13 protein-coding genes are annotated in these 15362 nt (G+C 39.2%); 8 read left to right on the top strand and 5 right to left on the bottom strand.

Going from position 1 to position 15362, the window contains the following annotated elements; genetic code table 11:
* The first annotated feature begins 3 nt into the window (after nucleotides 1-3).
* From QPX86_RS09400 to QPX86_RS09390, 3 genes are all read left to right on the top strand, one after another.
* A complete protein-coding gene (locus QPX86_RS09400) occupies nucleotides 4-1740 on the top strand; it encodes a lysophospholipid acyltransferase family protein (protein WP_285165013.1) in 1737 nt (578 codons plus the stop codon).
* A gap of 126 nt (nucleotides 1741-1866) precedes the next feature.
* Entirely contained in the window at nucleotides 1867-2289 is a 423-nt protein-coding gene (locus QPX86_RS09395) for a CBS domain-containing protein (protein ID WP_407696631.1), read from the top strand.
* A 241-nt stretch (nucleotides 2290-2530) separates the two neighbouring features.
* Nucleotides 2531-2875, top strand: coding sequence for a hypothetical protein (locus tag QPX86_RS09390; protein ID WP_220755522.1), 345 nt, complete (start codon nucleotides 2531-2533; stop codon nucleotides 2873-2875).
* Between the two features lie 120 nt (nucleotides 2876-2995).
* Here QPX86_RS09390 and QPX86_RS09385 read toward each other — a convergent pair whose 3' ends face one another.
* The 4 genes from QPX86_RS09385 to QPX86_RS09370 all read right to left on the bottom strand — a co-directional run bounded on the left by QPX86_RS09385 (nucleotide 2996) and on the right by QPX86_RS09370 (nucleotide 7251).
* On the bottom strand, nucleotides 2996-3406 hold the full coding sequence (locus QPX86_RS09385; RefSeq protein WP_285165011.1) for a PliI family lysozyme inhibitor of I-type lysozyme: 411 nt from the start codon (nucleotides 3404-3406) through the stop codon (nucleotides 2996-2998).
* Nucleotides 3407-3567: 161 nt separating this feature from the next.
* Entirely contained in the window at nucleotides 3568-4758 is a 1191-nt protein-coding gene (locus tag QPX86_RS09380; RefSeq protein ID WP_285165010.1) for a class I SAM-dependent rRNA methyltransferase, read from the bottom strand.
* Between the two features lie 402 nt (nucleotides 4759-5160).
* Entirely contained in the window at nucleotides 5161-5586 is a 426-nt protein-coding gene (locus tag QPX86_RS09375; RefSeq protein WP_220755518.1) for a DUF2057 family protein, read from the bottom strand.
* Nucleotides 5587-6333: 747 nt separating this feature from the next.
* Nucleotides 6334-7251 (bottom strand): LysR family transcriptional regulator, encoded by a 918-nt coding sequence (locus QPX86_RS09370; protein ID WP_220755517.1) that lies wholly within the window; start codon nucleotides 7249-7251, stop codon nucleotides 6334-6336.
* Nucleotides 7252-7460: 209 nt separating this feature from the next.
* Here QPX86_RS09370 and QPX86_RS09365 point away from each other — a divergent pair, with 209 nt between their 5' ends.
* The 5 genes from QPX86_RS09365 (at nucleotide 7461) to QPX86_RS09345 (ending at nucleotide 14694) form a co-directional block, all read left to right on the top strand.
* On the top strand, nucleotides 7461-8159 hold the full coding sequence (locus QPX86_RS09365; protein ID WP_220755516.1) for a type 1 glutamine amidotransferase domain-containing protein: 699 nt from the start codon (nucleotides 7461-7463) through the stop codon (nucleotides 8157-8159).
* A 27-nt stretch (nucleotides 8160-8186) separates the two neighbouring features.
* Complete coding sequence (locus QPX86_RS09360; RefSeq protein ID WP_285165008.1) at nucleotides 8187-9344, top strand: iron-containing alcohol dehydrogenase; 1158 nt, start codon at nucleotides 8187-8189, stop codon at nucleotides 9342-9344.
* 246 nt (nucleotides 9345-9590) lie between these two features.
* Nucleotides 9591-10253 carry a TetR family transcriptional regulator gene (locus tag QPX86_RS09355; RefSeq protein WP_285165007.1) on the top strand — a complete coding sequence of 221 codons (663 nt, stop codon included), beginning with the start codon at nucleotides 9591-9593 and terminating at the stop codon, nucleotides 10251-10253.
* A complete protein-coding gene (locus QPX86_RS09350; RefSeq protein WP_220755514.1) occupies nucleotides 10250-11590 on the top strand; it encodes an efflux RND transporter periplasmic adaptor subunit in 1341 nt (446 codons plus the stop codon). Before QPX86_RS09355 ends, QPX86_RS09350 begins: the two co-directional genes overlap by 4 nt.
* Complete coding sequence (locus tag QPX86_RS09345) at nucleotides 11587-14694, top strand: efflux RND transporter permease subunit (RefSeq protein WP_285165006.1); 3108 nt, start codon at nucleotides 11587-11589, stop codon at nucleotides 14692-14694. Before QPX86_RS09350 ends, QPX86_RS09345 begins: the two co-directional genes overlap by 4 nt.
* 138 nt (nucleotides 14695-14832) lie before the next feature.
* Here the strand turns inward: QPX86_RS09345 and QPX86_RS09340 are convergent, their stop codons facing one another.
* A complete protein-coding gene (locus QPX86_RS09340) occupies nucleotides 14833-15243 on the bottom strand; it encodes a MarR family winged helix-turn-helix transcriptional regulator (protein ID WP_220755512.1) in 411 nt (136 codons plus the stop codon).
* Nucleotides 15244-15362 lie beyond the last annotated feature (119 nt).

Here is a 15362-nt window from a genome sequence, read left to right as displayed (position 1 = left end):
ACAATGATTTTTACCGTAGAGAATGTGGTTCAACAAAACTTACCTAATTTAAATAAAACTCCCTGGTTAGCAACCCCTACAAAGGCCATGCTGCGTTATTTATTAAATGAAAAACAATGTAATGACATTGCCGCTGAGTTTTCATATTTAAAGGGCGTTGATTTTGTTGAGCACGTCTTGGATTGCTTCGACTTTAATTACTCTGTGCCAAGTAATGAAATAGAAAATATTCCCATTGAAGGTCGAGTAGTGATTTACGCCAATCACCCTATTGGCTCACTCGACGCACTCGCATTAATCAAATTGATTAGCCAAGTGAGACCTGACATAAAAGTTGTGGCTAATGAGCTATTAATGGCATTAGAGCCAATGCATTCAATACTGCTGCCTGTTAATAACATGTCTGGCGGCACGCCTAGGCAGCATCTTGAAAACATCCATTGTCATCTTAAAAATGAAGGCGCTGTGCTTATTTTCCCATCAGGTGAAGTGTCTAGATTAAGACCGACAGGTGTAACAGATTTAAAGTGGCATTCAGGCTTTTTAAAAATGGCCAATACCTGTAACGCACCACTATTACCTATATATGTTGATGCAAAAAATTCAGCCGCTTTTTATGGCGCCTCAATGATATACAAACCATTAGCAAGTTTGCTATTAGTCAAAGAGATGTTCAAACAAGCTAAGCGCACCATGCCTGTAAGAATTGGCAAGTTAATCCCTAAAGAAGCCATTACCAGTAATGACTTTTCCCGCAAAACCAAAGTGCAATTACTTAAGAATCACCTATATCGTATCGGAAAAGACCGTAGCCCAATATTTGCCACTCAAAATGCCATTGCTCACCCTGAGTCGCGCACTGAATTACAAAATGCATTACACCAATGTGAATTACTGGGCGAAACTCACGACAACAAACAAATATTTCTATATCAGCATCTCGATTGCAGCCCGATTATGCGAGAAATTGGTCGCTTGCGGGAAATTGCCTTTCGCGCAGTAGGCGAAGGTAGCGGTAATCGCCGAGATAATGATCAATACGACCCGTACTACCAACACTTAGTCCTATGGGATAAAGATGCTTTAGAGATAGTAGGCTCGTACCGATTTGCCAGTGCAAAACAAGTTCATGAGCAACAAGGTAAAACAGAGCTATATAGTCAATCCTTGTTCAATTACTCTGAAGAGTTCGCGCCCTATTTCGAAAGTGGATTGGAACTTGGTAGAAGTTTTGTGCAACCTAAATACTGGGGCAAGCGAAGCCTTGACTACCTTTGGTTAGGCATTGGCGCGTATTTGGCTAAAAACCCGCAGTTCCGATACTTATTTGGTCCCGTGTCTATTAGCGATCAATTACCAGAACAAGCCAAAGAAATGATGGTTCATTTTTACCAACAACATTTTGCCATGCTAGATAAGCTTGCTCAGTCAAATACTCCATACCAGTTCACTGATGAACGCTTACACCAATTAAACCGTTTATATGTAGATGATGACTATTCAAGTTGTTTCAAGGTGTTAAAACACACTCTAGCCAATATGGGGGCTGCAGTGCCACCTCTTTATAAACAATACGGTGAACTGTGCCAAGGTGACGGGGTCAAGTTTCTTGATTTCGGTATTGATACCGATTTTGGTAACTGTATAGATGGCTTGGTACTCGTTGATGTTCATGCGCTAAAGCCTAAAAAAAGACAACGCTACATTGAATATCATTTAAATCATGATAAAAAAGCGTAAAACCATATAACTTAAAAATTATCATGCATTGAGAAATTCTCGCGTTTAGATACTAGCTATAACCTTGGGATGATTTGTTCACCTTACAATTGTCTGATATAACTAGATTAATTGAAAAGGAGAAACATCATGGTCACAATTGAGCAAATAATGAGCCCAAGGGTTGTCACCGTAGAAATGGATGATCGCATCAGTACCGCCAAAGAAATCTTTGATAATGTGCCTTTTCATCACTTAGTGGTTGTGGATGAAGACAAAACTATATCTGGGATCTTGGCACGTACTGATTTAATCAATGCAATTAGTCCCAACTTAGGTACAGCTGCGGAGCTCACCCGTGATATTGAAACCCTTAATAAACGTGTACATCAGGTAATGGCACATGGCCCAATTACTGTCGCTCCTTCTCTGGATATTGATAGTGCAGCGCAATTAATGTTAACCAAAGGAATAACTTGTTTTCCTGTTTTGCAAGAAGCTGAATTAGTTGGAATCGTCAGCTGGCGAGATTTGTTGGGTCATTATTGTGGGTTGAAAAGTACTGAATAAATATCACACATAAAAAAATAAGATATTGGTTTTAAAGACTAAATCTTAACCTCACTGTTACTTTCTTCAATTAAAACGCTTAGCTTATAAGCGATTTTTGTCAATAAAAAATAATAAAAATAAAATCTTTAATTCCAACAGTCACATACCTATTCATTCAAATAAACTTCATGTTTCTTGGTGGAAAACGTCACATTTGTCTGCTTATCTTAAGGTAGGTTCACAGGCCAAGGAGATACTCATGACGAGTTTTAAATATCATTTAAATCAGGAAAAAATTGAATTACTGGCTAGTGATTGGATTGGCTTGGAGCGTGTACTTGTTAATGACAAAATAGTATCGACTAAAGTTAATTTTGGACAACGTAGTACCCACAAAATTAAACTAAACAACGGTAAACCCTGTCGTTTACAACTACTGATTGATCCTCAAACTGAGAGACTCACCTGCAAGCTTTATAAGCAGAACGAGTTTATAGCGAGTTTAAAGCAAGGAAAGCAGAGCTTTTTGAGTAGTAAAACGGTTTTTGAAGCTTCTTTGATGCTGGCATGTATGAGCAGCTTAGGACTGTATTGGTTAAGTTAAACATCCAGACTCTTAATCAATGATTTAATAATGTCAGTCTAGAAGCAGTACTAAACTTAATCACATAAGAAAGCCGTTATTACGGCTTTTTATGTCACTTTTCCACCAAAAATTAGTGTGTTATTCACACAGGGCAACTTGCTCATTTTCAACACAAAAATAGCCAATAGCCTGATAGTTACCACTACCAGCTGTTGCTGTAATTATTTTAAGTTTCTGTTTTTTCATCGTATCTTCAACAACATCGACAGATAAAATAGTGCCATCTCTTGGTATAAAAATTCCCTGAGTAAAATCTCCCACATTAAGGTCTTTATATAATTTGATGCTTATCGAACCAATCGATCGAGGTTCGATACGTCCTTCTGCAACCACAACGCTTTGACCATTCTTAAAGGTGAAGGATTTCACATATGTGCCACCATTTGATGTCGTTAGCTCATACACCTCTTGTGATTGAGCAGGAGCAATGCTCACAAACGTGAGCATGAACATTGATATTAACACTATTGTTTTAGTAAATAACTGCATCACTTTCACCTATATACGACAGACCCTAATTTATAGAAATAAAGACATCAACTTATTACTATAATCATTAGCCCAATTAGGCTAAATAGCCAATTTAAAACAAAAAGGCTACCTTAGGTAGCCTTTAACTTTTAGCTGATAACTAGAACTAGCGACCAAATTTAGAAAACTCGCGCCACTAAACCTTTAAGGTAGAAGCCTTCAGGAAATGCACTACCAATAGGATGATCGCTTGCTTGGCTTAATCTATCAATGAACTGTACATCACGTTTAGCGTCTAACGCTGCATCAGCAACCACTTTTTGGAATAAGTCAGCAGCCATCAAGCCAGAGCATGAGAAAGTCAACAAAGTTCCACCAGGGTTAAGCAATTGCATAGCAATCATATTAATGTCTTTATAGCCACGGCAAGCACCATTCAGTTGTGCTTTATTGTCAGCAAACTTAGGTGGATCTAGCACAATAACATCAAAGGTTTTGCCTTCATCACGATACTGACGTAGTAACTTAAACACATCAGCTTCATGATAATTGACGTGTTCATCATTAAAGCCGTTAATTTTCATGTTTAATCGCGCGGTATCTAACGCAAGTTTAGATACATCGACATTTTCAATGCTCGCTGCGCCGCCGTTTGCAGCATACAAACCGAAGGTACCTGTGTAGCAAAAACAATTAAGTACTGACTTATTTTTTACGAAGCGCGCAGCAATAGCGCGGTTATCACGTTGATCTAAATAAAAACCCGTTTTATGGCCTTTTGTCACATCAACAGAAATTTTTATACCATTTTCTTCAATTACCACAGGCATTTCTGGCAATTCACCGTGCAATAAACCCGTAACTGGTTTTAGGCCTTCTTTCTTGCGAGAGTCGACATCAGAACGTTCGTATATAGCGCAATCAGGATATAGTTCAGCTAATACTTCGACTAACGTCTCTCTCCAATAATCCGCACCAGTACTTAATAACTGGCAGACCAAAACATTCGCGTACTTATCAATGGTAATACCCGGTAAGCCATCTGACTCCGCAGCAATAAGACGATAGCCAGTAAGGCCTTGTTCTTCAATTAATGCATCACGCCCCAATTGTGCTCGCTGAATACGGCGAACAAAAAAGTCCTTATCAATTTGTTCTTCTTTATCAAACGTCCAAACACGCACTTGAATTTGTGATTCAGGTGACCATGCACCACGACCTAACCAATGCCCGTCATGCGCAACAACATCTACAGTTTCACCCGCTTGCGGTTTACCTTTAATGTTATGAATGCCACTAGCAAAAACCCATGGGTGTTTACGTTCTAGTGATTTTTCACGCTTGGGTCTTAGCTTGATTCTGATAGCCATGATGTTGCCTTTTTCATTTTGGGATCGCGATGATAAGGATCCTAACATGGGAACGCAAGTTACAATCAGCAAATAGACGGGTTTTGTGGGCTAACCAACTGCTTAGCAGTAAATATAGTAAATTTTTAAATAAATACGCCATTTAAATAATAAATGGCGTTTAACCTAGGATAGTTCCTATATTCATCAGCATCATACAAAGAGTTCTACTATTTATATACTAAACAACAATATAATTTCGCAAGATAAATAACAGCTTAACATTGGAAATATTCATATGCTAAACGAGGGTTGATATTAACTCCTCAAAAAATGACTAGCATCAAAAAATTTTAAAATAAATATCTTTATAAATAACCAATATTATAATTTATCAAACAACTAATAAGTCTATTGTTATTTCTACTGCTTTAATAATAGTAAAGTAAATAATTGAGACTGGCTCAATAAAGTGACATCTTTAGCTTGGCCATCAATTGATAAAGACATTACAGGGTTTTGTAAAAAATCTTTGGCATCTTCTGCTGAATATAACTCAGGCAATTCGAGATGGTAATTCTCATTTCCCGCTACATCTAGCTTTAAATATAACGGTTCTGACTTAACCCAATGCCCTGAGTCATCAGCGTTATCTTGGAACAAGTCACTGTAACTGACCTCAATTAATTGTTCTCCTGCAACAAGGTCAACTTCTCGTTGAAATTCGATTACGACACCATTGACGCTATCGATATCAAGATCATCATGTAAAGTAATGCTAGATGATTGCGCAGCAAAACTTGTAACAAGTAAACTTAATGCAGCGGTTAAAGTTAATTTAGTATTCATGTCAAACTCCAATCTCAATAAATTAGTCCATATAAAAATCATTTCACAACACACAATCAATAAGACCTAAGGACATGCCAAAAACTTTCATTAACGATAAAAATATTATTAAAATGACTTTATTCTCATCAAAAATTGCTTTTATATTAATGAATACATTAAAAATTAACTACCCTTTTTTAACAATTGTATTTTTATTGATTTACTGCAAAGAAAACAATTGCAACAATCGTTAAAGTAATAAAAAAAATAAGCAAGAATTCTAAGGTATTGGGGTACCGAAGTAATGGGTGGAGTTAATCAGGGTAAAGTCATTTGTACTCATTGTCAGGCGGAACTGACAGATTTTAAGAAAAAGTGTCAATGTCGAAGACAGTGTGAGAGTTGTAAAGGCCATTATATAGCTCATTTTAAAATGAAAAAAGTTTCAGCACGTCAACAACGTACAGTTTACTCGCTCTGTTTACTTATTGGCAGTTGCATATCAATTTCATTACCTATTTGGTTTTGGTTTTCTGTAATTCTCGACTTTAAAATGTATTCCCTCACCTACGAGCACCCTTTTGAGAAATTTGCATTTATTTTCGCGGCATGGTCATTTTTTATTGGTTGCTACTGCATCGTCATCACACTTCCTGAAATACTATCGTATCGAAATATTACTTTAGTTAAACACAGGCTTCTCAATAAACGTAATCAAAAACAACACCTAAGCAATTGAATATTAAAGTTAACTTCAACATTAATCTATCGCCCGACCTGAAGACTATTCACTCTTTTGTCGAAGTAGTCTTTCAAAAAATCTAGTAGTAAACGGACTTTTTTGGAGTCGGCAGCACCAGGGGGAAATACCGCATAAATGTTGATGTCAGATAATTGATAATCATCTAACACAGTTTCTAACGTCCCTTGTTTTACTTTAGGCCAAGCATCATATGTCGGTATCCGACCGATGCCGTGCCCTCCTTCTACAAAAGCCGTTCGAGCAGATGCATTGTTAGTCGTAATACTACCTTTCATTTCGATACTAAAGGAACGAGAGCCCTTTTTAAGTTCTAATATTTTTTTTAATGGTTTATATACCACCCAATCATAAGCACTTAGATCCCCAGGGCTTTTTGGTCTGCCGTGCTTTTCAAAATATTCAGGAGAACCACATAAGCAGGTTTTTAACACAGATAATTTAGTGGCTTGTAGACTTGAATCAACAAGTGGTGCACCTCTAATAGCAATATCAATACCTTGATTAATAATATTGACAACTTCATCAGTCAACATCACGTCTAATTCAATTTTAGGATACAAAGTTTTAAATTCATTCAAAGCTGGCACGATGGTTTCAAGTCCAGCATTGACTGGGCAGGTTATTTTAATCAAGCCCATTGGCTCGCTTTTCATGTTTTCAATTTGTTTATTGGCAGAATAAGCTTGTTCAGCAATAACCTTACAAGATTGATAATAAGCTTGACCTTCTTCTGTAAGGCTAATACTTCGCGTTGAACGGTTAAGAAGTTTAACCTGCAAATGAGCTTCCAGTTTCTTCAAATGGTAACTCACTACCGCCCTTGATAAACCGATATGCTTGGCCGCTCCGCTTAAACTGCCTTGTTCAACCACTTGCGAAAAAACCACCATACTTTTTAATTGTTCAAAAGAAACATTCATTTTTTTCTCTGCTTGTTAGTACCGATGCCAATTTTAGTTGTAAATATTAGGCGTAAATCTATCGTAATCTTAATATTGTATCAATTTTTTAAACAATGAAGTCTACAAAGTCTGCATTGTTAGATTGTATTCTAGTTTCTATACTGAGTTTAAGATTTAGGTAACAAACAAAATTATGGTTTGTTATAAGCAGCTCACAAGGAATTCGCATGACTCAAGCAAACAAAAAAACAGTATTAATGGTGCTTACATCACATGATGCATTAGGCGATACAGGTAACAAAACAGGATTTTGGATTGAAGAGTTTGCCGCACCTTATTTTGTTTTTAAAGATGCAGGATTTGAAATTACCCTAGCATCACCTGCAGGCGGTCAACCACCGATTGATCCAAGCAGTGAACTTGCTGATTTTCAAACAGATGATACCCGCAGATTTGATAACGATAAACAAGCTCAAGCACATCTAGCTAAAACGCTCGTGTTATCAGAAGTTAATGCTGACGATTTCGATGGAGTTTTCTATCCAGGCGGTCACGGCCCGCTATGGGATTTAACTGATGACACAAATTCAATTCAATTAATCGAGCAGTTTATTAAACAAAACAAACCTGTGGCGGCTGTGTGTCATGCAAGTGCTGCATTATTAAATGCTAAAAATAACGATGGCAGCTACTTAGTGGCAGGTAAAGCTGTAACTGGTTTTAGTAATACTGAAGAAGATGCTGTGCAATTAACAGATGTTGTACCTTTTCTGCTTGAAGATGAATTACAAAAACGTGATGCAGACTATCAAAAAGTCGCTGACTGGCATGTATTTTCAGTTCAAGATGGCTTAGTCATTACAGGACAGAATCCTGCAAGTTCTTCACTAACAGCGCAAAAGCTAGCATCACACATTAACGCGTAACGAATAATATTGTATTAGGACAATCTCATGCTTAATTTTTCATTTCAAAACAATACAAAAATTCTTTTTGGCGAAAACCAAATAAGTAGCATTAGCAATGAAATTCCAGCTGATGCGCGAGTACTCATGATCTACGGCGGTGGTTCAATCAAATCAAATGGTGTCTACCAACAAGTCACCGAAGCACTTAAAGACCATACTTGGTTTGAGTTCTCTGGTGTTGAGCCTAACCCGCAATACGATACTTTAATGAAAGCGCAAGCCATCATTGAAGCGGAAAAAATTGATTACCTTCTTGCAGTAGGCGGTGGCTCAGTTGTTGATGGCGTTAAATTTATAGCCGCTGCAGCAAAATATGAAGGCCAAGATCCTTGGGATATCGTTGCAAAAGGCGCAAGTGTTAAACAAGCACTGCCAATCGGCGCAGTCTTAACCCTGCCAGCGACAGGTTCAGAGTCTAATGGAGGCTCCGTAGTCACTCGTGATGGTAATAAACTGCCATTTGGTAGCCCATTAGTCAGACCATTATTTGCTGTACTCGATCCTTCAGTGACACTATCACTGTCAGATCGACAAATTAGTAATGGGGTTATTGATGCTTACATTCATATTATGGAGCAATACTTAACCTACAGCGTCAACGGTAAAGTACAAGACAGATTCAGTGAAGGCTTACTACAAACCTTAATTGAAGAAGGCCCTAAAGCACTGGCTGCCGAGACAAAACAAGATCTAGAAGTCAGAGCTAATATCATGTGGTCAGCCACCATGGCACTTAATGGCTTAATTGGTGCTGGCGTACCACAAGATTGGTCGACACACATGATTGGCCATGAATTAACAGCCAGCCACGGTATTGATCATGCTCGTACTTTATCAATCGTGTTGCCTGCGGTAATGAAAGTGCGCCGAGTACAAAAGCATGACAAGCTAGTTCAATATGCTGAACGTGTATTTGGGATCACTACAGGCACTGATGATCAAAAAATTGATCAAGCGATTCTTGCAACAGAAGCGTTCTTTAAACGAATGCAAGTGCCAATTCGCTTAGGAGATATTGATTTAGGCACAGACCAAGTCGATGTAATGGTTAATGCCCTTGAAAAACACGGTATGACTAAACTAGGTGAGCATGGTGATATTGATTTAACCGTCAGCCGAGAAATACTGACAACAGCGTTATAATTGATTTAACTTAACTGAACACAGATTTTTACTCTGTTGTGACTAAAAGCTAGCATCTTGCTAGCTTTTGTTTTTTATACTGTTTTAATATTTTAATCACCACTGCAAGAAGTGTGATCTAGTGTTGAAATTTTCAATTAATTCATCAAATGTGGAATATTGATGAATTTAAATAGTAAACGAAAGACTCAGGTTAGCTTACTATATTCTACACTTGAAGAATTATTCATACATTAGTGCTTACCGATGCCCATTCTTAAAAAAACAGCTGGTAGACCGTTAACTCAGGTCGATAATCGCAATGCATTGATCGAAGCTGCCCGCGTACTCTTTGTTGAAAGCGATTACGACAAAGTATCTGTTCGCGCGATTGCACAGCAAGCGAATGTTGATGCCAGTCTGATCCGTTATTATTTTCAATCCAAATTAGGCTTATTCAGTGAAATGCTAAAAGAAACATTATCACCACTGACGCAAAAAATATCCCAGACTAACAGAGCAATGATCCACAACTCACCAGAAGAAATACTTAGCACTTATTACAGTATGATGAGTCAAAACCCAGATTTTCCGAAGCTCATTTATCGCACTGCAAGTTTGCCTGACTCACCGCAAAATCGTGAGCTACAAGCAAGACTATTAACCTTAATGCCATCACCAAAATTCGCCATCATAGACAAAATTAAAGATGCCGATATTTTAAAAGCGGATGTTGATGTAATGTGCGCCAAAATGAGTTTTATTAGCTTATTGATTTTCCCTTTTTTGATGCCTGAGCTATTTAAAAAAGCCGTAGGCATTGAAACCTCACCTGAATTTATGCAAAAGCTTGCGAAGCACAATGCATCACTTTTACGTCATGGGCTTTTTGCCGATGATAACCAACCAAGCCAGGACTGCAAAAAATGACCAGCTTAAAAAGACGTTATGTTTTCCCGGGGATTGCTGCCGGTTTTATTATTTTATTTATCGCAATTGCAATGCGCTCATCACCTGAACTGGAAGCAGGTCATGACAAATCTCGTTTAGTTGAAGTCATTAATCTGGACAAACAACAAAGTATGCCAGTGATTAAAGCGTATGGCAGAGTCGCGCCCAAGCACAGTTGGCAAGGTATTGCTGAGGTTGGTGGTAAGATTATTTATCGTCACCCAGAACTTGAAACTGGCCGCTTAATTAAAGCTGGCACCTTAGTATTGGCTATTGATCCACTCGAATACGAACTTAAATTGGCGCAAGCTGAAGCTAATGTGAATGCCGCTGAGGCACAGTTAATTCAGTTAAACCAAAAAGAAGTTAACCTTGAAACCAGTTTGCAAATTGAAAAGCAAAAACTCACGTTAGTGGATCAAGAGTACCAGCGTAAACAAGCGCTTAATGTTAAAAATCTTATATCTAAGTCAGAACTCGAAACCCAAAAGCAAGCACTACTTGCCCAGCGTAACCTAGTTCAAGACTTAAACAGCAGCTTGAGTTTACTGCCAGATGACAGAAAAGTGACCCAAGCTCAAGTCAAAGTTAATCAAGCCTTACTGAATGATGCACAGCGACAACTTAACAATACCCGCTTTACCCTGCCCTTTGACGCCCGAATTGCTGAGGTGAACATAGAGCGAGCTCAAGCGGTGACAAATGGTTCGGTGTTATTTGAAGCCCACCAGCTCGGTGCTGTAGAAATCAAAGCCGAGCTCTCTTTGCAAGATGCTGAAACACTGATTAGCAGCATCTCTGGGATCCCACGTGATACAGCATCATTGCCATCAATCGAAAAAGTCAACTTTGATGCTTATGTTGAAATCAACATGGGACAAAAACATCACCAGTGGCAAGCAAAACTCACTCGTATAGCCGATACCATTAATCCTGATCAAGCAACCATAGGCTTTTACCTTGAAGTTGAACAAGACTTTAATGATATGGATCTGGTAAAACGCCCACCATTAACCAATGGCATGTTTGTTACTGCTTATATCCATGGCTACCCGTCAGAGCAATTTGTTATCCCTGAAAAAGCCCTCCACGGCGACCAAATTTATGTCATGGATCTTGAAGGAAAACTACAGATTATTAAGGTTAAAGTGGTATATCGCACTGATAAGGGCGTCGCAATCGAAAGCCAGACTACAACTGCACCATTAACTCAAAACATGCAAATCGTTACTAACGATCTTATTCCTGCCATTGCAGGCATGAGTTTAAAAGTGGCGCAACAAAACAGTCAAAGTGATGAGGAGTCAAACCAGTGATTAACTTTTTCACTCGTCATCCAACCATCGCAAACTTGATGATGCTGGCGTTTTTTGTTGTCGGCCTAAGTAGTATTGGCAAAATTAAGCGAGAAACATTCCCAGAATTTAGCCCGCCTTACATTATTGCCAGTGTCGTTTATCCTGGTGCCTCTCCTGCAGAGGTTGAAGAAAGCTTATGTTTGAGAATGGAAGATGCCATTGATGGCCTAAGTGACATTGAAGAAACTAAATGTGATGCACAAGAAGGCTTTGCCTCTCTTACCGTTAAGCTAACAGGTGATGCCGATATGGGCCGTAGTTTAGTCGATATTCAGACTGAAATTAACGCCATTAAGGACTTCCCATCACAAATTGACCCACCAACCGTCAAAGAGCTTGATTGGGCAGAACCTGTCGTCGATATTGCTATTGCAGCCGATGCCAGTTTGCCTCACTTAAAGTCTTACGCTGAAGATTTAAAACGACGGTTAAAGATTGATGCTGGGGTTAACTTAGTCACGGTATCAGGCTTTTCAGATCATCAAATCCGAGTCGAGCTAAACGAAGCTGACATAAGACGTTTAGGGCTTACCGTGGCGGAAATCGCCGATAAAGTTGGCCGTCAGAACGTTCAAATGCCAGCAGGCAGCGTAGAGTTATCAGATAAAAACTTACTGATCCGTTTTGATGAGCGGCAAATTACCCCAGATAATTTGGGGAAAATAATCGTATCATCAAACCCTGAAGGCGGTGTGGTTCGCTTACGTGACATCGCTAAAATTGAAGACTTATTTGAACTAGAAGAAGAGCACACCATATTTAATGGTAAAGCTGCAGCGGTATTAAAAGTTCAAAAAAATAAAGCTGATGATGCTTTGCGCATTAAAGAGCGTGTCACCGAGTTTGTGGCTCAAGAGCAACTCGTCGCCCCTGATGGCGTAACGCTCACGCTGACAAATGATATGTCATCATTGCTTCAAGACAGATTATCCATGCTGCTTAAGAATGGCTGGCAAGGGATCATCTTAGTGTTCTTTTCAATGTGGCTGTTTTTCTCGTTACGTTATTCTTTTTGGGTGTCCGCAGGTCTGCCTGTCGCCTTCATGGGCGGGTTATTTTTAATGTGGGTGTTTGGCGTATCCATTAACATCATGAGCCTAGTCGGTTTGTTGATGGCTATTGGTATCATGATGGATGATGCCATTGTGATTGCAGAGTCAGTTGCCGCCCATGTAGAAAAAGGCTTACCCATTAATGAGGCTGTTACTCAAGGAGTTAAAAAGGTCGCACCAGGGGTATTCTCATCCTTTTTAACTACTGTGTTTATTTTTGGCAGTTTGTTGTGGCTCGACGGCCAAATGGGCGATGTGCTATCCGTTGTACCACTAGTCTTAATTATGGTGCTCAGCGTCAGTTTGATTGAAGCATTTTTGATTTTACCGAACCATTTAAGCCACTCATTAAAATCAAATAAACAAGAAAAGCCACCGCTTAAATTTAAGCGTGTCTTTTTAGAAAAATTTGAGCATTTTCGTAATAACAATTTAGTTGAAGCTGTCACCTTTGTGGTTAAGTGGCGTTATGCAAGCCTTGGGGCAACCTTAGGTTTACTATTTGTCTCTATTGCCCTAGTTGCAGGCGGCGCTGTGAAATTTGTTGGCTTCCCTGAACTTGATGGTGATATCGCTGAAGCGCGCATTATATTGCCGCCAGGCTCAACACTGGCTCAAACGAAACAAGTAGTCGAAAAGTTAGTCGCCAGTGCGAATAAAGTGGGTGACCGTTATACCAAAGAGAATCAAGAAGACTCAAATTTGATTCGCTATATCACCGAACAATACAACATGAACGCCGATGCAGGTGAATCAGGTCCCCACGTTGCAACAGTCAGGTTAGATTTATTGTCAGCGGAGACTCGAGAAAGCTTAATCGATGACTTTATTCGAGATTGGCGTCTAGAAAGTGGAGACATCGCTGAGCCATTATCGCTAGTCTTTAAGCAACCAAGTATGGGCCCAGCTGGGCGTGATGTGGAAGTCAGACTTCAACATGATGACTTAGACTTACTCAAAATGGCTTCAGTCGATCTGCAATCTTATTTAAGCCAGTTCTCAGGCGTAAATGGTATTTTGGACGACATGCGCCCAGGTAAAGAAGAAGTGCTCGTAAAACTGCGTGACGGCGCAGAAAATTTCGGTGTCGATGGCGAGATGATCGCATCACAACTGCGTGCGGCCTACTTTGGGCAAACAGCCGATGACGTGCAAGCTGGTCCTGAAAACATTGAAATTCAAGTACGCCTAAATAAGCAACAAGCAGGCAATTTACAGGCATTAGCCAACTTCCCAATTATGCTTAGTGATGGTAATCAGCTGCCACTTAATGCTGTCGCTACATTGAATTATGAGCGCTCTTACGTACGTATACAGCGAATTGAAAGTCAGCGCACAGTAACCGTAATGGCTGATATTGATAATGCTAAAGCCAATGGTAGTGAAATTGTCAGCAAAGTACGTAATGAATATGCCAATGAATTACGGGAAAAATACCCAGGTTTACGAGTGGACTATGAAGGCGCGGCTAAAGAAACTGCTAAAACCGGTGCATCGTTCATGCAAGGTTTCATCATAGGTTTGTTTGGTTTGTTTGCCATTTTAAGTTTTCAATTCAGAAGTTACTTAGAACCATTTGTGGTGATGTTAGCCATCCCACTTGCCTTAATTGGGGTATTCTGGGGACACTTAATAACAGGTCACAGCCTATCAATGCCATCAATTTTAGGCTTTGTTTCATTAGCTGGTATTGTCGTCAACGACTCCATCTTACTGGTGCAATACATAAGGCACCACGTTGATATAGGTGATGACATTCAAGAAGCAGTAGTCAAAGCGAGCCGAGATAGGTTTAGAGCGGTATTTTTAACGTCGCTTACTACAGCTGCTGGGTTACTGCCATTACTAATGGAAACCTCATTACAGGCACAAGTCGTAAAACCGATTGTAATCTCTATTGTGTTTGGTATTTTCACCTCTACCTTATTGGTATTATTTATTATACCAAGTGCTTATGCCGTATTAGCTGATTTTAATCTCGTGCATAAGCATGAAGAATTGTCAGCCTAAACAAACCATAAGCTGAACTGACAAGAAACAAAAGGCCGTTAATAAAACATTAACGGCCTTTAAAGTGATAGATGAATATACCTTAAACTGTAAATAGACTCCCTCATATTCTTACTCTTACTCTTACTCATGCTCAGGCTATTTATTTATTTTATTCAACAATTGCAATAAGGTTTGCTGTTCTTGCTCATCGAGAGCTTCCAGACACTTCTCATTGACCCACTGCGCTTCATGGATTAAGTCTTGTTCTAGCGCTTTGCCCGCGTCAGTTAAGAAAATTTGGAATGCACGGCGATTGTCTGACTCTTGATGGCGAGTAATATAGCCTTGCACTTGTAATTGATCGAGTAGACGCGTCATGGTGTAGTTAGCCACATCACATAACTTTGATAGTTCAGTTTGGCTTATGCCCTCTTCTTGCCACAACGAAAACAAAACAGGCCAAAGTTTAACGTCTAGCTCGTAGCGTTTCAGGCGTTCATCAAGCTCGTTTTGCAGCATAATGTTGAGATGAGATACTTGATAATAAAGACTTTCATAACGTTTCATAAACCGCTCCTACATGCTCATCAAATCTTAGCTACTGGTCAGTAGATGAATCAAGCTAAGAATACGACTGTTGAGTTGTACTTTAGATTACTATCATATAAACAAGTTTTCACTTTAAT

The sequence above is a fragment of the Shewanella goraebulensis genome, assembly GCF_030252245.1.
GTDB lineage: Bacteria > Pseudomonadota > Gammaproteobacteria > Enterobacterales > Shewanellaceae > Shewanella > Shewanella goraebulensis.
The sequence above is the reverse complement of the archived record's forward strand: the minus strand, read 5'-3'. Positions and strand labels throughout refer to the sequence as shown.

What these genes read in the sequence shown, in the direction of transcription:
- QPX86_RS09400 (WP_285165013.1), top strand. Translation starts at nt 4, where the DNA reads ATGATTTTTACCGTAGAGAATGTGGTTCAACAAAACTTACCTAATTTA.
- QPX86_RS09390 (WP_220755522.1), top strand. Translation starts at nt 2,531, where the DNA reads ATGACGAGTTTTAAATATCATTTAAATCAGGAAAAAATTGAATTACTG.
- QPX86_RS09385 (WP_285165011.1), bottom strand. Translation starts at nt 3,406, where the DNA reads ATGCAGTTATTTACTAAAACAATAGTGTTAATATCAATGTTCATGCTC.
- QPX86_RS09380 (WP_285165010.1), bottom strand. Translation starts at nt 4,758, where the DNA reads ATGGCTATCAGAATCAAGCTAAGACCCAAGCGTGAAAAATCACTAGAA.
- QPX86_RS09375 (WP_220755518.1), bottom strand. Translation starts at nt 5,586, where the DNA reads ATGAATACTAAATTAACTTTAACCGCTGCATTAAGTTTACTTGTTACA.
- QPX86_RS09370 (WP_220755517.1), bottom strand. Translation starts at nt 7,251, where the DNA reads ATGAATGTTTCTTTTGAACAATTAAAAAGTATGGTGGTTTTTTCGCAA.
- QPX86_RS09365 (WP_220755516.1), top strand. Translation starts at nt 7,461, where the DNA reads ATGACTCAAGCAAACAAAAAAACAGTATTAATGGTGCTTACATCACAT.
- QPX86_RS09360 (WP_285165008.1), top strand. Translation starts at nt 8,187, where the DNA reads ATGCTTAATTTTTCATTTCAAAACAATACAAAAATTCTTTTTGGCGAA.
- QPX86_RS09355 (WP_285165007.1), top strand. Translation starts at nt 9,591, where the DNA reads ATGCCCATTCTTAAAAAAACAGCTGGTAGACCGTTAACTCAGGTCGAT.
- QPX86_RS09350 (WP_220755514.1), top strand. Translation starts at nt 10,250, where the DNA reads ATGACCAGCTTAAAAAGACGTTATGTTTTCCCGGGGATTGCTGCCGGT.
- QPX86_RS09340 (WP_220755512.1), bottom strand. Translation starts at nt 15,243, where the DNA reads ATGAAACGTTATGAAAGTCTTTATTATCAAGTATCTCATCTCAACATT.